Origin of the sequence: Cetobacterium sp. ZWU0022 (genome assembly GCF_000800875.1) — a bacterium.
GTDB lineage: Bacteria > Fusobacteriota > Fusobacteriia > Fusobacteriales > Fusobacteriaceae > Cetobacterium_A.
Genome location: NZ_JRJZ01000105.1, coordinates 26,522 through 44,646, shown reverse-complemented (window position 1 = coordinate 44,646; position 18,125 = coordinate 26,522). Strand labels below are relative to the sequence as shown.

Annotated in this window: 18 protein-coding genes; 10 read left to right on the top strand and 8 right to left on the bottom strand. The window is 28.6% G+C overall.

Annotated elements, in window-relative coordinates:
• Positions 1-155: 155 nt before the first annotated feature.
• Both L988_RS08690 and L988_RS13685 read left to right on the top strand, forming a co-directional pair.
• Positions 156-920 (top strand): DeoR/GlpR family DNA-binding transcription regulator, encoded by a 765-nt coding sequence (locus tag L988_RS08690; RefSeq protein ID WP_047383466.1) that lies wholly within the window; start codon positions 156-158, stop codon positions 918-920.
• A 123-nt stretch (positions 921-1,043) separates the two neighbouring features.
• On the top strand, positions 1,044-1,220 hold the full coding sequence (locus L988_RS13685; protein ID WP_156111948.1) for a hypothetical protein: 177 nt from the start codon (positions 1,044-1,046) through the stop codon (positions 1,218-1,220).
• Positions 1,221-1,242: 22 nt separating this feature from the next.
• Here the strand turns inward: L988_RS13685 and L988_RS08685 are convergent, their stop codons facing one another.
• Entirely contained in the window at positions 1,243-1,983 is a 741-nt protein-coding gene (locus L988_RS08685) for a YaaA family protein (protein ID WP_047383464.1), read from the bottom strand.
• A gap of 126 nt (positions 1,984-2,109) precedes the next feature.
• On the opposite strand from L988_RS08685, the gene L988_RS08680 reads away from it, so the two are divergent.
• From L988_RS08680 to L988_RS08665, 4 genes are read left to right on the top strand one after another with little or no spacing between them, the layout of a single operon-like run.
• Positions 2,110-3,225 carry an aminopeptidase gene (locus L988_RS08680; RefSeq protein ID WP_081982828.1) on the top strand — a complete coding sequence of 372 codons (1,116 nt, stop codon included), beginning with the start codon at positions 2,110-2,112 and terminating at the stop codon, positions 3,223-3,225.
• Positions 3,226-3,240: 15 nt separating this feature from the next.
• Positions 3,241-5,043, top strand: a complete 1,803-nt coding sequence (locus L988_RS08675; protein WP_047383462.1) for a polysaccharide deacetylase family protein — start codon at positions 3,241-3,243, stop codon at positions 5,041-5,043.
• Positions 5,044-5,059: 16 nt separating this feature from the next.
• On the top strand, positions 5,060-5,800 hold the full coding sequence (locus tag L988_RS08670) for a MipA/OmpV family protein (RefSeq protein ID WP_047383460.1): 741 nt from the start codon (positions 5,060-5,062) through the stop codon (positions 5,798-5,800).
• Between the two features lie 24 nt (positions 5,801-5,824).
• Positions 5,825-6,622: a Cof-type HAD-IIB family hydrolase gene (locus L988_RS08665; protein WP_047383458.1), complete on the top strand. Its 798-nt coding sequence runs from the start codon at positions 5,825-5,827 to the stop codon at positions 6,620-6,622.
• A 78-nt stretch (positions 6,623-6,700) separates the two neighbouring features.
• Here the strand turns inward: L988_RS08665 and L988_RS08660 are convergent, their stop codons facing one another.
• From L988_RS08660 to L988_RS08650, 3 genes are read right to left on the bottom strand one after another with little or no spacing between them, the layout of a single operon-like run.
• Complete coding sequence (locus L988_RS08660) at positions 6,701-8,920, bottom strand: transglycosylase domain-containing protein (RefSeq protein WP_052191774.1); 2,220 nt, start codon at positions 8,918-8,920, stop codon at positions 6,701-6,703.
• Positions 8,921-8,948: 28 nt separating this feature from the next.
• Positions 8,949-9,995 (bottom strand): 23S rRNA (adenine(2503)-C(2))-methyltransferase RlmN, encoded by a 1,047-nt coding sequence (gene rlmN / locus L988_RS08655; RefSeq protein ID WP_047383456.1) that lies wholly within the window; start codon positions 9,993-9,995, stop codon positions 8,949-8,951.
• A 59-nt stretch (positions 9,996-10,054) separates the two neighbouring features.
• A complete protein-coding gene (locus L988_RS08650) occupies positions 10,055-11,149 on the bottom strand; it encodes an alanyl-tRNA editing protein (protein ID WP_047383454.1) in 1,095 nt (364 codons plus the stop codon).
• Positions 11,150-11,292: 143 nt separating this feature from the next.
• Between L988_RS08650 and nfo the strand changes: the two genes are divergently transcribed.
• Positions 11,293-12,159, top strand: coding sequence for a deoxyribonuclease IV (gene nfo / locus L988_RS08645; RefSeq protein WP_047383452.1), 867 nt, complete (start codon positions 11,293-11,295; stop codon positions 12,157-12,159).
• A 68-nt stretch (positions 12,160-12,227) separates the two neighbouring features.
• Here the strand turns inward: nfo and L988_RS08640 are convergent, their stop codons facing one another.
• On the bottom strand, positions 12,228-12,770 hold the full coding sequence (locus L988_RS08640; RefSeq protein WP_047383450.1) for a hypothetical protein: 543 nt from the start codon (positions 12,768-12,770) through the stop codon (positions 12,228-12,230).
• A gap of 245 nt (positions 12,771-13,015) precedes the next feature.
• Between L988_RS08640 and L988_RS08635 the strand changes: the two genes are divergently transcribed.
• The 3 genes from L988_RS08635 (at position 13,016) to L988_RS08625 (ending at position 15,716) form a co-directional block, all read left to right on the top strand.
• Positions 13,016-13,696 (top strand): pseudouridine synthase, encoded by a 681-nt coding sequence (locus tag L988_RS08635; protein ID WP_047383447.1) that lies wholly within the window; start codon positions 13,016-13,018, stop codon positions 13,694-13,696.
• Positions 13,697-13,737: 41 nt separating this feature from the next.
• Positions 13,738-14,730: a tyrosine-type recombinase/integrase gene (locus L988_RS08630; protein WP_047383445.1), complete on the top strand. Its 993-nt coding sequence runs from the start codon at positions 13,738-13,740 to the stop codon at positions 14,728-14,730.
• 155 nt (positions 14,731-14,885) lie between these two features.
• Positions 14,886-15,716: an NAD(P)H-hydrate dehydratase gene (locus L988_RS08625; RefSeq protein WP_052191773.1), complete on the top strand. Its 831-nt coding sequence runs from the start codon at positions 14,886-14,888 to the stop codon at positions 15,714-15,716.
• Positions 15,717-15,759: 43 nt separating this feature from the next.
• On the opposite strand, the gene L988_RS08620 is transcribed toward L988_RS08625, so the two are convergent.
• From L988_RS08620 to nagA, 3 genes are all read right to left on the bottom strand, one after another.
• Positions 15,760-16,335, bottom strand: coding sequence for a YeeE/YedE thiosulfate transporter family protein (locus tag L988_RS08620; protein ID WP_047383443.1), 576 nt, complete (start codon positions 16,333-16,335; stop codon positions 15,760-15,762).
• 2 nt (positions 16,336-16,337) lie between these two features.
• On the bottom strand, positions 16,338-16,883 hold the full coding sequence (locus L988_RS08615; RefSeq protein ID WP_255359933.1) for a YeeE/YedE thiosulfate transporter family protein: 546 nt from the start codon (positions 16,881-16,883) through the stop codon (positions 16,338-16,340).
• An 87-nt stretch (positions 16,884-16,970) separates the two neighbouring features.
• Positions 16,971-18,110: an N-acetylglucosamine-6-phosphate deacetylase gene (nagA, locus tag L988_RS08610; protein WP_047383441.1), complete on the bottom strand. Its 1,140-nt coding sequence runs from the start codon at positions 18,108-18,110 to the stop codon at positions 16,971-16,973.
• Positions 18,111-18,125: the final 15 nt, after the last annotated feature.

Sequence of the window (18,125 nt, the reverse complement as noted above, 5' to 3'; positions counted from 1 at the left end):
GCACCTCCTTTATACATTTGAAATATATATTAGGTATTATATTATCTATAATTTTATACGCTATATTTCTAACTTTCTTTTTTAAAAACCTTTTTTATGATATAATTTTTTTATATATTTAAACAGTTAATATAGTTACTAGGAGGCCTAAAATAATGTTTGTTGAAGAAAGAAAACAAAGAATTTTAAATATATTAAAGCAAAAAGAAAAAGTAAGTGTAAATGAGTTGAGCGATTTATTTTCTGTAAGTAAAGTCATAATCCGTAAAGACCTTTGTAACATGGAAGAGGAAAATCTATTGACAAGAACACATGGTGGGGCAATTTTAAAAAGAAAACTTGTGGATAAAATAGTTCTAAAAGATATAGCTAAAGAGGATTTAGATGAGAAAACAGAACTTGCTGAAAAAGTTATTAGCCTAATAAAAGAAAAAGATATTATCTTTTTAGATGATTCAACAGTTACGATATTAGTTGCTGCACTTTTACAAAAGAAAAAAATTAATATAACAGTTATAACTAATATGTTAGAGATACAAAAAATCTTATCTGAAAATAAAGGAATTGAGATTATCTCTTTAGGGGGAGTTTATGATTCGAGAACAGATTCTTTTATAGGAGAGATGGCTCGACAAAATCTAGAATGTTTTAACCCTAATAAGGTTTTTATAGGTATCGGTGGAATAAATGTAGATAAGATGCAAATTAGTACTTGTACAATAGATGAAGGAAAATTTAAAAATACAGCTCTTCAAGTGGGACAGGAATGCTTTATAATAACTCAAAGTAAAAAGTTTTTCCAAGATTCAATTTTCAACTTTTCAAAGTTAAAAGATGGAATGACTATAATAACCGATAAAAATATTCCAAGTGATATTGAAGATAAATTAATTGAAAATGGAATAAAAATAATCAAGTAAAATCAAACGAAAGTAAACTTTCGTTTTTTTTATTTCGTTTTATCTTGACACATGCTTTTTTATATAATATAATTCATGATGCAAACACAAACGAAATAAAATGAAATAAAGGGGTGGTTTCGAATGAAAAAAAATATTAACTTAATTGACAAAAATGGAAAAAATGTGAGTTTTGAAATTGGTGGAATATTTAGTATGTTTCAAATATTAAAGATAAAAAAACTTATAAAAGATGAGGGGTATGTTTTAGCAACAGAAAAAGATGCTGAAATAGCATTAGAACTAAAAATATATAACTAAAAAATAGGTTAGATAAACTAACCTATTTTTTAAGAAATATGAATTCATTTTCAGTTGAATCCTCTTCTGAAAACTGATATCCCAATCGATTAAAAGATTTAATCTGAGACATATTATTACCTTTAATTTCGATTAAATAATTTAACATAGCACCTCTAGCTTTTTTAGCTTCTGTACTTATATTTTTGACCTTTTCATCAACTATTTGTCTAAATTCAATATCTATAACGTTGAATATTTTTCGGTTTAAAATTTTAGAAAACTCTTTTGATGCTATGTTTATAAAAATCTCATTTTTATAAGTGAGAAGAAAATTCTCGATAACCTCATTCCAGAAACTGTATGGGGAAATCTCTAAAATCTTATTCGTCATATCTAATCTGTAGGGTCTTATAAGATTAGAACCAAAATTGATTCCATATAAAGCTGAGAATATTAAAACATTATTTTTGATATAATCAAATTCTGAATTTGAAAAACTTTCCAAATCAATCTGTTTAAAACTTACACCATCATAAAGAGATATTGCTTCCCTCTCCTCTTGTTCATAATAAAACTGATATTGATTATAAGTTTCTTCTAGAAGAGAACCTTTTATTTTAAAAATTTTGGATAAATCATCTTTTGAAAATACTTTTAATGCACCTACTAATTCATTGGTTTTTATTTTTAAATTTTCATTTTGTGATGTACTTTGAAATTGCTTTAAGTTTTGAAATGTTTTATATTTCATTCCTTTACTTGGGGAAAAAAATAGTTTCATAAATTCCACCTCTCAATATAATCTGTTTGTAGCATATTATATCATTTTTTTTAAAATATAACTGTATATTTATAAAGATTCAGTGTATAATTATAGAATAAAATATGTGATTAAATGGAGGTTATCGTGGATCAAAGAATTGAAATACTTGCAAAGAATTTAGTTACTTACTCTTGTAGAGTACAAAAAGGTGAAAAAGTTTTAATAGAAACAGTTGGAGAAGACACGAAAGACTTAGTAAAAGCTCTTGTAAAAGAGGTTTATGCAGTTGGTGGACATCCTTTTGTAACAATTAAAGACCAAAGTGTAACAAGAGAATTATTAAAAGGTATGGACCAAACACAAGCTGAATTAATGGCTAAATATGAATTAGAAAGAATGAAAGACATGGATGCTTACATTGCTATAAGAGCAGCAGAAAATGCATCTGAGTTATCAGATATAGAATCAAGTAGAATGAAAGTTTATACAGATTACTTTATGAAACCAGTTCATTTAGGAGAAAGAGTTAACAATACTAAGTGGGTTGTTTTAAGATATCCAAATAACTCTATGGCTCAATTAGCAAATACATCATTAGAATCATTTGAAAACTTCTATTTTAATGTTTGTAATTTAGACTATTCAAAAATGAGCAAAGCGATGGATTCATTAACTGCTCTTTTAGATAGAACAGATAAAGTTAGAATAACAGGACCAGGAACAGATATATCGTTCTCTATAAAAGATATTCCATCTGTTAAATGTTGTGGACTTAGAAACATTCCAGACGGAGAAGTTTATTCAGCTCCTGTAATTGATTCAGTAAATGGAGTTATAACTTATAACACTCCTTCTGTTTATCAAGGAACAACTTTTGAAAATGTTTGTTTCAAATTTGAAAATGGAAAAATTGTTGAAGCTACAGCTAATAATACAGAGAGACTAAATGAAATTTTAGATACTGATAATGGTGCTAGATATATCGGAGAATTTGCTTTAGGAGTAAACCCATATATTTTAAAACCTATGAAAGATACATTGTTTGATGAAAAGATAGCTGGAAGTATACACTTCACACCAGGACAAGCTTATAAACTTGCAGACAATGGAAATAAATCAGCAGTTCATTGGGATTTAGTTCTAATTCAAAGACCAGACTTCGGTGGTGGAGAGATTTGGTTTGATGACGTTTTAATTAGAAAAGACGGAATCTTTGTTATCGAAGAGTTAGAAGTATTAAATCCAGAAAATTTAAAGTAGTAGGAGGATTTAATAATGAATATACTTATGGCACTATCTCAGTTAGAAGTAACTGGTGCTGAGGTGTACGGAACGGTTTTAAGTGATGAGCTTATTAGGAGAGGGAATAAAGTATATATAGTTTCAGATACTTTAACAAAACCAACAAATGCACAATATGAAAAAATAGAATTTAATAAAAGAAAACTTATACACAGAGTTAGTCAAGTTAGAAGACTATTAAGAATTATAAAAGAAAATGATATTCAAGTTGTTCATGCACACTCAAGAGCTTCATCTTGGAGCTGTGCAATAGCTTGTAGAATCGCTAAAATTCCATTAGTAACAACTATTCATGGAAGACAACCAGTACATCTTAGCAGAAAAATAGTTAAGGCATTTGGAGATTACTCTTTAAGTGTTTGTGAAAACATAAGAGATCATGTTGTTAACGACTTAAAAGTAAAACCTGAAAATATAACTGTTTTAAGAAATATGATTAATACAAAAGAGTATCAAAAGCAATCTTTGATTCAATCTACAAAGAATGAAAAGATTATATCTATTATTGGAAGATTATCAGGTCCAAAGGGGGATGTAACATACAATCTTCTAGATATTTTACACAGAAGAAAGGATTTTAAAATCCAAGTTATCGGTGGAAAAGATATTCCTCAGAGATTTAAGAAGTTTACAGGAAATGTAGATTTTTTAGGATATGTAAATAATGTATCTGACAGAATAAGAGAATCATCAATTGTTATAGGTGCTGGAAGAGTTGCTGTTGAAGCTATTCTTTGTGAAGTTCCAGTTTTAGCAATTGGAGAAGCTGAATCTGTTGGAATAGTAACTAACGATAGATTAAATACAGCTTTAAAATCCAATTTTGGTGATATCTCTTTAAATCATACACCACTATTTAGATGGACGGATGTAATTCCTGAAATAGATAAAGGTTTTAATATAAGTAAGGAAGAGTTATCAACTTTAAGAGAAAAAGTTATATCAGAGTTTTCTATTGAAAATATTGTTCATAAAATAGAAAAAATTTATCAACAACAAATAGTAAAAAAAAGCAAATATGAGATGCCTGTTATTATGTATCACAGAGTTATAAAAGATGAAAGTGAAAAGGGTGTTCATGGGACTTATGTAACTGTAAAACAGTTTGACGAGCAGATGAAATATTTAAAAAGTAAAGGGTATGAAACAATAACTTTTGAAGATTTATTAAACAATAAGTATAAACAAAGATTTGATAAAGATAAAAAGTGGATTATGTTAACATTCGATGACGGATATAAAGATAACTATGAAAATGCTTTTCCTATCTTGAAAAAATATCAATTTAAAGGTATTATATATATATTGGATGGACTTAAATATAATAAGTGGGATGTAGATGATAAAAACAATCCTGAAAAAGAATTTCCACTTATGAGTATCGAAGAGTTATTAGAGATGCAAAAATATGGTATAGAGTTTGGAGGTCATACATCAACTCATCCTAAACTTGCAGAGCTAACACTCCAAGAGGTTAAAAAAGAGATTATTCTATCTAAAAACAATATAGAGAATATGATAGGAAAGAGATTATTATCATTTGCATATCCGTATGGAAGTTTAAATGAGGATGTAAAGAAAATATCTCAAGAATCTGGATATGAATTTGCTGTAGCAACAGATTCAGGAAGCATTACTTTCTCAGATGATCTTTTTGAAATTAGAAGAATAGGAATATTCCCAACGAATAACCTTTTCAACTTTAAAAGAAAAGTATCTGGTAAATACAACTTTATAAAAGTTAAAAGAGAGGAAAAAAGTTACGCTAAAAAGTAACTTAGGGAGGATTAATATGAAGAAAATATTATTGGGGTTATTAGCATTAACAATGTCAGCAACTCTATTTGCTGAAAATAAATTTGGAATTGGAGCTGGAATTGGATTATCTGATAGTATGTATAAAGGTGCAGAAGATAAAGCTTATCCAATGCCACTATTAGATATCAATTATGGTGACTTTTATGTTAAAGGTGTTACTGTAGGATATCAGTTTTATCAAGATGATGCTTTTGCGGCATCATTATTCTTAGATCCTTTAGCTGGATTTGCAGTTGATGGTGAGGATTTAAAAACAGGTTATAACAATATAGACGATAGAAAATTCCAAGCAATGTTTGGACTAAGATTAGATGCTGATACTGGATTCTATGGAATAAGAACAGGACTTACAGCACAAGTTGGTGAACATGGAGGAGAGGGAAAAATAAGTGCTTTCAAAGCTTATAAGGTAGATGAAAGACTTACAGTTGTTCCATCTGTTCATGTTAAAGGATATAATGGAGAATATACAGATTATTACTTCGGTGTAACATCTGAAGAAGCTGCTAGAAACTCTAAAATAAAAGGTTCTTATAAAGCAAATGCTGCTTACTCTATCGGATTAAATATTACTGCAGATTATAGATTAACTGATAACGTAGCACTTATGGCCTTTTTAGGTGTAGAGAGATTCTCTAGTGAGGTTTCTGATTCACCTATAGTTGAAGATGGAGTTTTATATTTAGTTGGAGTAGGAGCAAAGTACTACTTCTAGAAAAATTGAGGAGAACAAAAAATAATGAAATACAAAGCAATTATATGTGACTTAGACGGTACACTTTTAAATGAGCATCACACTATTTCTGAAGAAACACAAAAGACTATTAAAAAAGTTGTAGACTCAGGAGTTAAATTTATTATAGCTACTGGGAGACATCATAACGATGCAATGACATTTAAAGATATGCTTGGATTAGATAGTTTTTTAATCACTTCAAATGGTGCTAAGGTACATGATTATGAAAATAATGAGATTATATCTCACAATATACCTGCAGAATTAGCAAAAGATTTATTAAATTATAATTACAGTGATGAATTACACAAAAATATATACTTAGATGAAGAGTGGTTTGTAGAATCTCCATTAGAGGAAGCATTATTATTCCATAAAGAATCTGGATTCCATCACATTGTAACTTCTTTTGAGAATTTAGTTGGTAGAGATATAACTAAGTTTTTCTTTATAAGTGAAAATGAAGAGCATATTTCTCACTTAGAAAAAAACCTTAGAAAACAATTTACAGAAGGATTTAATATAACTCTTTCTTTAGGATCTTGTTTAGAGATTATGAAAGAGGGTGTTTCAAAGGCAAGTGCAATTGAGGAAGTTTTAAAAAGAGAGGGTATCGATATTAAAGATACAATCGCTTTTGGAGATGGATTAAATGACCTTGAAATGTTGTCTTCTGTTGGAAGAGGATTTATTATGGGGAACGGAAGTCCTAGATTAAAAGCGCTTCTTCCTGATAATGAAGTTATTAAAACAAACTCTGAGAACGGAGTTGCTCAAAAACTTAGAGAGTTATTCTTATAAGATATATCTAATTAAAAAAATCCTAGTTTATTTAAGATAAGCTAGGATTTTTTATATTCTTTTTTAAAGATATCTGTTTTAGAAATTAAATAATCTTTGGAAGAATCCTTTTTTCTCCTCTTTTGGTTTTTGTTGAGGAGGTCTTTGTTGTATCTGTTGCTGTTGTGATTGTGGAGCAACAGGTTGTTGAGGTGCTGGACCTGTCACTTCTTCAGAAGACATTGCTTCTGTTTTAGAAGTTGTTGTTTGAGTAGGAACATAATAACCTAAAAGTCCTGCTATACCATTTGAATATTTATTATCTTTCTCTACAGCTATTCTTCCTCTTCTTAAAAGGAAAGTTTTATCTGAAGCTGATCCATTTAATAACCCTGATATCGGGTCTAACTCTTGGTATGTAAGATTTCCATTTTTAACATGGTTATCTAAGAAACTAAACGTAGTTGGAGTATAGTAACCCTTCTCTATAATCTCTGTATAGAAGTTTTTCCAGATAGGTGCTGCGACTCCCCCTCCTGTAGCTTTAACTAAAGGATCATTATTATCATATCCAACATATATTGTAGTGACATAATCAGGTGTCATTCCAGAATACCAAACAGTTCTTGAATTGTTTGTTGTACCTGTTTTTCCACCTTGCTCAATCGGAACATTATTTATTCTAACTTGAGCACCTTTACTCGTACCCTGCTTAACAGAATTCTTCATCATATTAGTCATAAGAGCAATATCTGCACTATCAAATTTTTGCTCTATCTCAGGCTTTGCTTCGTATAGTGTATTTCCAAACTTATCAACTACTTTAGAAACGAAGAATGGTTTTATAGAGTAACCACCATTTGCAAAAACAGCGTATGATTGTGCTACTTGTAATGGAGTTCCCTCTGTAGTACCTAAAGCAGCAGTTAAATTGTTAGGAACAACAAATCCAGCATCGATTTTTTTCATTGTATCCATAAGAGCTGGAATTCCAACCTTATTTAAAAGTTTTATAGAAACAATATTTTGAGACCTATCAAAACCTTGCATTAAAGTCATACCGTTATAATATCTCTCTCCAAAGTTTCTTGGAGCCCAAGTACCATAAACAATTCTCGAATCTTCCACAACTAAATTTTCTTCATACCCTTTTTCTAAAGCAGTATAGTAAATAAATGGTTTGAAAGAGGAACCAACTTGACGCTTAGCTTGAACTGCTCTATTGAAGTTTCCAGTTTTGAATCCTTTTCCACCAATGATACTTATAACCTCTCCGTTCTTAGCGTCGATTGTTACCATCGCTCCTTGAAGTTTTTTATCATTTTTTAAACGTGGGAAGTTTTCAAAAGTATTCTTTGCTACTTTCTGAATATTTAGATCTAAAGTTGTTTCAACAAGTAATCCGTCATTATAGATTTGTTTTTCTTCAAAATTTTCAAATAAAAACTTTTGAACTAAATCTGTAAAGTCAGGAGCATTAAACTCAATTTTTTTATCTACAACATCATATATTATTGTAGTATTTTTATCTTTATAATCGTTTGAAGAAGCTTTTGATTCATTTACAAATTTATAATTCATAGCAGAATTAAACTCATCTTCTGTTATAAGATTAAACTTTAACATTTGTCTCAATATCAGTTTTTGTCTACTTAAAGATCTTTCCAAGTTAGTTCTTGGATTATACATATTAGGTCTATTAGGTATTCCTGCTAAAAGAGCAGACTCTGCTAAATTGATATCCTTAATATCTTTTCTGAAAAAATTATGAGCTGCTATTTTAACACCATATGCTCCAGCACCAAAATATATTTCATTTAAATATTTTTCCATTATCTCATCTTTAGTGTATTTTCTTTCAATTTCAAATGTTATTATAATTTCTTTTATTTTTCTAGAGAATTTTTTTTCATGAGATAAAAATGCATTTCTAGCTAACTGTTGAGTTATAGTACTTCCACCCTGAGCAGCTCTACCTGATTTCAAGTTAACTATTGCAGACCCTAAAATTCTAAATGGATCAATTCCGTAATGAGTTAAAAATTGTCTGTCCTCTATGGCAATAAATGCTTTTTGAAGATTTTGTGGAATTTTTTCAATATCCACAGGTTCTCTTGTTTCTTTTGAAATAACATCAATTATTTGTCCATTTCTATCATAAATAGTAGTAGGAATAGGAGGACTATAATTTTCAACTAACTCTGAAATATTTGGCAGTTCTTTATAGTATTTATTAACTAAAAGACCTGCCCCAATCCCTCCAACAATCCCTAAAGATATAATAAAGATGGCAACATATTTAAGAATTTTCCATTTCATAAAATATCTCCATTTTCAATTATTTTAATTACTTTGAGTTCTTTTGTCTTAATTGTCCACAAGCACCGTCAATATCAGTTCCTTTTTCTCCTCTGATAGTAGCGTTTACTTTTCTGAAATCTTTTAAATAGTTAAGTATTTTGTCAATCTTCTTTTGAGAAGGTCTTTGGTAATCTTTTCCTTCAACAGGATTACAAGGTATTAAGTTTAATATGTGATCAAAGTTATGAACAAAATCAGCTAAATAAGCTAAATCGTTTTCAGATACGTTGAAATCATTTATTAAAATGTATTCGAATGTAATTCTTCTTTTTGTTTGTCTTTGATACTCTTGTAATACTGGGAATAAATCAGCTAATGGATATCTAGTATTGATAGGCATTAACTCACTTCTTTTTTCATCAATTGCACTATGTAAAGAGATAGCTAATTCAACTGGGATTCTCTCTTCTAATAACTTTTCAATTCCAGGAATGATTCCAGAAGTTGATATAGTAATTCTTCTCTTAGAAACATTAACTCCTTTCTCACTTGAAAGAATATCTATAGCTTTTATAACGTTATCGATATTAAGCATAGGTTCTCCCATTCCCATAAATACAATGTTGTTTATTTGAAGTCCTTGCTTTAATAATCTTCTTTCAATTGTATAGAATTGGTTTACAATTTCATGTACATCTAAATTTCTAGTGAATCCACCTAATCCAGTAGCACAGAATCCACACTTAACAGCACATCCAACTTGAGATGAGATGCAAAGAGTTGTTCTGTCCTTGTGTCTTAAGATAACACTCTCTATTGTATTTCCATCTTCTAATTTGAATAGGAATTTCTCTGTTTTATCTATTTTAGATACTTGATGCTTTAATAAGTTTAAAAATGGAATATAAGCTTTTTCTATTAAAAGCTCTCTATCCTTTAATGATATGTTTGTCATATCGTTGATATCTCTTACAATTTTTTGATTTAACCATGTGAAGATTTGTTTTCCATAGAATTTCTTCATTCCTAAAGAAACGATAAAATCTGTAAGCTCTTGTTCATTTAAATTCAGTAAATTTATTTTATTTGACATATTTCCTCCATTGTTACTAATAAATACCTAATTTCCATTATAACAGATATTCCAATTATTTACAATATATTTGTAATCTCTTCCACAGAAACCTCACCTTTAAAGTTAGCTCTTTCGTTTTTTCCTCCACCTTTAATGTTATTTATGTTTTTAGAAAACTTCTTTAATAATTCTCCACAGTCAATAGATTTACTTGAAATAACTCCACCATTTTCCCAAAGTCCAATAAAAACATATTTATCAGGTATTATTTTGTTCAAATTTTCAATTATATGTTTATCATCTTTATATACAATATATTTCGTTTCATTCTTTTCAATACTTTCATTTATGATAGAAGGAGCTAAAAGTTCGCAATACTTGGCACTTAAATCTCTTATCTTGCTTTCATTTTCTTTTCTTTCAGAATTGAATTTATCAATCATAGAAAGAATCTCGTTATCTCTACAACTAAAAACTTTATTTAACTCTTTTATTACCTTATTTTTGAAAACAAAATCATTTATAGCTCTCTCTCCAGCCAAGAAATAAAATCTAGTATAATTACCTTTTATTTTTTCAAAATTGATTATTTTAAATATTCTTATTTCAGATATGTTTTTTACATGATATCCAGCACAAGCACTTGTATCTAATCCATCAATAGATATGATTCTAACGTCACCTATAACTTTCTCACTAATTTTCTTTCTGAATGTATCTATCTCATTGGCCTCATCTCTGGTTACAACTTTCTCTAGAATACTTTTCCCCTCTCCTATGTAGTCATTAATTTTTTTCTCTAATTCATCTACGAAGTTTTCATCTAAATCTTTTGAATCTAAATCTACGGTTGTATAAGTTTCAGTCATTCTAAATCCAACAGTATTTAAAGAGTAATCGTTATAAGCAACTGCAGAAAAAAGATGTTGAGCTGTATGTTGAACTCCAATATCAAAAACTCTATTTTTATCTACACTATATGTATACTCTCCTGCTGCTAACTCTCCTTCAACTATAATTTTTTTATCATCAAGAACAGTTATAATCTTAGTATCACCTATAAAACCTTGATCACCTATTTGCCCACCTTTTCCATCTATGTATAGATCATGAGTTTCAACCTCTATTAACCAGTTATCTTTCTCTTTTGAACATGAAAGTACTTTAATCATCTTTCCTCCTAAAAACCTTGATACTTTATTTTATAATGTTATAGAGAGTATTTCAATAGTTTTATTCAATATTCAAACTCTATTCAAAAAGTATACTTTGTGTTATACTATATGTAAAAAGATATAAATATAGAGGTGTAGTTATGACTAGAGAGGAAAAAATTAAAAATACATACTTGGGTGCACATGTTTCTATACAAGGTGGAGTAGTTAATGCATTTAAAAATGCTATGGATATAGATGCGAATGGATTTGGTATGTTTGTGAAAAATCAAAGAAGATGGGATGCAAAACAATATACAGAGGATGAAATTTTAGCTTTTAGAGATGCTATGAGAAGACATAAGTTTTTACCAGAACAGATTCTTCCACATGATGGTTATCTGATAAACCTAGGTAGTCCAGATCCTGAAAAAAGAGAGAAATCATTGAATGCTTTTATAGATGAGATGCAAAGAGTTAATCAATTGGGATTGATATATTTAAATACTCATCCAGGGAGTCATCTGAAAGAGGTAAGTGAAGATGAATGTATAAAGCTGATAGCAGAATCTATAAACAAAGCACATAAAGTTGTTCCTAACGTAATAGTAGTGTTAGAAAATACAGCTGGACAAGGTTCTAATATGGGATATAAATTTGAACACTTAAGAGATATAATATCTTTAATAGAAGATAAGAGCAGAATAGCTGTTTGTTTAGATACTTGCCATACAATAGCTGCAGGTTATCCTCTTTCAACAGATGAAGAGTATGACTCTACAATGGAAGCTTTTGAAAATATAGTAGGGTTTAAGTATTTAAAAGGAGTTCATCTTAATGATTCTATGTTTGGAGTTGGAAGTAAAAAAGATAGACATCATAGTATAGGAGAGGGAACAATAGGTATGAATTTTTTCAAAAGATTCATGAATGATGATAGATTTAGAAATATACCTATCGTTATGGAAACTATAGATGAAACTATTTGGAAAAAAGAGATTGAGTTACTTAGAAGTTTAATAGATTAATATAATGTCTAAATAAAAAGCCGCACTATTACTAAAGAATTAGTTTTAATAGTGTGGCTTTATAAATTTTATCTTGTCAGTTTTTTTACTGCTTTAGCTAAAGCTTTATCTTTTTCAATTTTTTCAATTTTACCTAAAAGCCAGTTTAACTCCTGATCATTTAAACGTAATTCATCCTTTATAAACTTTTCAAGTTTTTCTATTTCCATAGGTAAAAGTTCCTTCTTTAGAGAACTATTTATCTCTTGTATAGTTCTTCCACCTTCAAAGAAAAATACAATTTTTTGCCAGTTAGTCAAAAGATCTACTTTTCTAAGTAGCATAACAGCAGTATAATTTAATTCAGGTAACTGCTTAAACCCTTTTCTAGAAAGAAAAGATCTTACCTCATCATTTTTTTCAGTTTCAAAAATAATTTCACCAGCTTTTTTAGTATTCATAATTTTAGGCATTTTTGAAGTTCTATCTTTAAGTCTTAAATATTTTGAAAGAGTTAATGTTCTTGTTTCTAGATAAAACTCTAGTGCGAACTCATTAAATGTTTTATTTTCTGGAATAGTTCCGTTTTCTATATGCTCCATTAAAATATCTATTTTTTTAAAATCTACCATGTCAGTATCTCCTTTGATAAAATATTGTATTTACAAAGCTATTATAGCACATTTCTTATTAGTGAACAAATAAAAAAATCGAAAAAATAATTATTTCTATAGTTTTGTAATTTGTATTTTAAAAGCTTTATTAAAACACAACCTTATAATTTTATACACATTAAAAATATTTAAAATATTTAAAACTTGATTTTATATTTTTTAAGAATTATAATTATAATATAACAATATCAGGAGGAACAAAATTGAGATTAGATAAATTTTTAGTTGAATGTGGAATAGGAAGTAGAAGTGAAGTAAAAAAAATGATATCTTCTGCTTTAATAACAATAGATGGTGCTATATGTAAAGATAATAACAAAAGTGTAGATGAAAAAAATAGTGTTGTTGAATATAACGGAAGAAGAGTTATATATAAAGAGTTCAGATACTATAAACTTTATAAAATAGATGGTTATATTACTGCAACAGAGGATAAAAAAGAAAAAACTGTTATGGATTTACTACCTGATTGGGTAAATAAAAAAGATCTATTCCCTGTAGGTAGATTAGACAAAGATACAGAGGGATTGCTAATGTTTACTAATGATGGAAAATTGGCTCATGAAGTAACATCTCCTAAAAAGCATGTAGATAAAATATACCGTGTAGTTTTAAGAGATGATATTGGAGAGGGAGAGATTTCTCAACTAGAAACAGGAGTTGATATCGGTGGATATACAACTCAACCTGCAAAAGTTGAAGTAGTTCACTCTAAAGAGATTCTTCTTAACATAAAAGAGGGAAAATTCCATCAGGTGAAAAAAATGTTAAAAGCAGTTGGAAATGAAGTGCTATATCTTAAAAGAGAAACTTTTGGGAAATTAACTCTTGATGATATGGTTCCATGTGAGGTTAGAGAGATCGAAAGAGATGATATAATATAATTTTCCATAAAAAAAATGATAGGCCTTTTTAGGAGGGGATAATGAACGAGATAATAATTAAAGAAAAACATGAAATAAGTACCCAACGTAGAAAAAGAAAACCAAAAGAGGAAAAGAAAAGTATATTTGAAATCTATAAATCTCCTAAAACAATGAAGGATTACTTTTTTTATTTAAAGGACTTTTTGACATATGTATATGATGGTGACTCACCAATAGAAGGTGATGAGATAATTGAGCTTATGACAGGAATTGAAAAAGGTGATATTGAAGATTATCTGTCTCATCTTATAAATGAAAGAGATATGAAGAAAACATCTGTAAATAAAGTTATCTCATCTTTAAAGTCTCTTTATAGAGAGTTAGAAAAAAATGGATATGAAAATCCATTTAAGTATATTGGTCTATTTAAAACAAGTCGAAATTTAGATAACATATTAAAAGTTTCATTTGATGATATTAAAGAGATTTTAAAAAATTATAAAATTAATGGAGAAAAGGAGTATAGAAACACATTGATTTTACATACACTTTTCTATACAGGAATGAGAAGTCAAGAGTTACTCTCTTTACAATTCAAACATATCTTAAAAAGAAATGGTGAGTATTTTGTTAAATTAGAAAAAACAAAAAGTGGAAGAGAACAGTATAAACCACTACACAATTTTTTGATAAAAAAGATAGATGACTACAAAAATTATTTGACTAATGTTTATGGAGTAGATGAGGAGAGTTTAGAAGAACAGTATCTTTTTTATAGCTCTTTCGAAAAAAATAAACCTCTTTCTTATAGAGGGTTGTATAATGTTATTCAAGAAATGGGAACTGTTATCAATAAAGATATCAGTCCTCATAACATTCGTCATGCAATTGCAACAGAACTTTCATTAAATGGAGCAGATCTTATAGAGATAAGAGATTTTTTAGGGCATTCTGATACAAAAGTTACAGAGGTTTATATAAATGCAAAATCACTTATCGAAAAAAGGGTGCTTGATAAAATACCTGTGCAAAGTATGGATGATGATATCTAAAATCCTTAAAAATTAATAATTACATATTTATATAAATAATTTTAATGAAAATAATCGTTATTTTCGCTATAAAACTACATATAATTAACATTATATGTAGTTTTCTTTTTATAAATCATGAATAAAAATTATTAGAAATAATTTTAGGAGGTTTTATGCATTTTATTGATTCTGATTTAATAAACAATATATTTACTCCTCGGAAAGGTGATGAGTATAAAGGAGATTTTGGTCATACTTTAATTTTGTGTGGAAGCAAAGGGATGGTTGGATCTGGATTTTTTTCTAGTATGGGAGCTGTAAAATCTGGTTCGGGTCTTACAACTTTAGGAAGCTATAAAGAAACTTTTGATATTTTCTCGGTAAAATTAAATGAGGTTATGTTAATAGATTTAGATGAGATTAATATTTTAGAAATTTTAGATAAATATTCAAGCATTGTTTTTGGATGTGGATTTGGTATAAATGATAAAAATGAACAACTCTTAAAAGCTCTATTAGTAAATTATAAAAAACCTATAATTATAGATGCAGATGGAATTTCTATTTTGTGTAAAAATAATAATTTGAATATTTTGAAAACCAGACATCACCCAACAATTTTGACTCCTCATTACGGAGAATTTTCTAGGATGACAGATTTGGATATAGAGTATATAAAATCTAATCGAATAGAAATCGGGAAAGAGTTCAGTAAAAATTACAATTGCATTTTGATTTTAAAAGATCATAGAACTCTGATAGTAGAAGGAGATAAATTTTTTATAAATACAACTGGAAATAGTGTTATGGCTAACGGAGGTATGGGAGATATTTTAAGTGGAATGATTGGAAGTTTTATTAGTCAAAAATACTCTTCTTTGGATGCTGTACTTTTATCTACATTTTTCCATGGTTCAGCTGGAGATTTTTTTTCAAACTCTTATCATTCTGTAACTCCAACAGAATTAATAAACATACTTCCTAAAATAATAAAAAAGAGATAAGATTTTAATCTTATCTCTTTTTCTTATAACTCTATTATATTTTTTAATTTTTAATCGAATGTGGAATCATTAAAGAAATAAACATCAAGACTATTCCAATGATAACTCCCACCCAAGGAGTTGAATGAAATATAAAATTATAATTATCACTTAAAAATATCAAGGTTGTTTTGCCACCAAGAACATTTTCAAAAAGTCCGATACTTTTAAATACGGGATACAATGATGTAAATAAAAATGCACCGACTAAACCACCAAGAATAACATAAATACTTTTTAAATATCCAGCTCCAAAACTGGCTATAGCTGTTCCTGGGCAAAGTCCTATCAGTCCAAAACCGAAAGCTAAAATAAAACTACCCAAAATTACACCTAAGTTCATAGTTTTTATACTAAAATGACCTAAGTCTATAAAATCAAAAGCCACTCCTAAATATGTTAAACTCATACCCCAACCGATAGCAAATATAATAATTTTCATAAGTGTTAAATCTTTTAAGTTAAGCATATTTCTAATTACAACTCTATTTGTAGCTCCAGCATAATAAAGTCCTAGTCCAAATAGAATTCCAAGAATTAAACCTAAAAAAGGTACGTTTCCTAAAATCAAATGTTTCATTTTTACTCACCTACCTTTTTGGCAATTAATATAGCCACCGGAAAAAGAATAACAGTGAAAATTATACTACTTATTGCAAGTTGCATAACTCCACTCATCATATGCCCACTTGTACATCCACCTGCCATTCTTGCTCCAAAAAGCAATAAAACTCCACCTATAAAAAGCTTAATTCTTGAGATATCATCTTTTTCTAAAAGATTAGTCAACTCTATAAAATCTTTATTTTTTCTAAAAAATATCTTCCCGAGCATACCTCCTAAAAATATACCCAAAGCAAAAATTAAACCAAAATTATATGGAACAGCAATACTTTTGGCTATACCGTCTTGATTATAATACTCCACAGTACTATAAAAATCTTTTCCAGCTCTGAAAACTATATCTTCTTGAAAAGATGTTTGCATCATTCCAGATAAAACACTAAACTGGGTTGAAATTCCAATTGGTTTAATCAAAAATAAAGATATAAAAAAAACTGAACCTAAAACAATACCTTTTAAAATCCATTTGTTTTTCATATTTTTTCCTCCTCTATAGAACTTTATCTGTAACTTTTTATTCGGAAAAAAATTATTTTTTCTTTTTTATAATTTATATAAAAAAAGGAGTAGAACACTCTACTCCTTATAAAACTATACTAGTTCACCTTTTGCTATAACTTTTTTCAATTTTAAATGTTTATCTAAAATTACGATATCTGCAAAATATCCAGGTGATATTTTTCCATATTCATTATCTATATTAATTGCTTTAGCTGGATAAAGAGTTGCCATTCTTATAGCCTCTTCTAAAGTTATGTCACAGAATTTAACTAGATTTCTAACTCCAGCATCCATAGTTAAAGCTGAGCCACCTAAAGTTCCATCCTCTCCAAAACATTTACCATCTTTATAGTAAACCTTATTTCCTTCGAAGTAGAAATATTCCATATCTGTTCCTACTGGTGCAGCAGCATCAGTAACTAAGAACAATCTTTCACCCATAATTTTTATAGCTGATTTTATAGCTGAATAATGACAATGGAAACCATCAGCAATAACTCCTGCTTTTATATCACTATCAAATATAGCTCCTACAACTCCAGGCTCTCTATGATTAAAAGAAGTCATAGCATTATATAAGTGAGTTGCAAGTGTTATTCCGAAACCTTCTTTTTCTTTCACTTCTTCATAAGTAGCGTTAGAATGCCCAACTGCTACATGAATACCTGCTAAATTAAGTTTCGAAATGATTCCTTTTTCTGTATTTTCTGGTGCTAATGTAATTATTTTTACATTTTCTTTTCCAGCAGCAACAATTTTATCTATCATAGCTTCATCAGCTTTTCTTATAAATTTAGGATTATGAATCCCTTTTTTATCTTTAGAGATATAAGGTCCTTCTATATGTAACCCTAAAATTCCATACTTACCTTTATTCTCAATACTTTGAACTAATTCTAAAGCTTTTTCTATATTTTCATCTCCAGTTGTAATTAACGTTGGAGTAAATGACGTACATCCGTATCTTAAATTTGTTTTATGCATAATTTCTAAAGTTTTTAAACTTATATCATCGTTGAAAAGAACTCCTCCACAACCATTAAGCTGTAAATCTATAAATCCAGGAGTTACATATCCTTTTTCTGCATCAATAACTTCTATTTCTCCATACACAGTTTTCAATTCATCTTCAGACAGTATATCTACTATTCTCTCTCCATCAAGAACTAAAGCTTTTCCAGTATAGAATTTATTTCCTATAAATAACTCTCCATTTATTATAGCTTTCATTAACAATCCATCTCC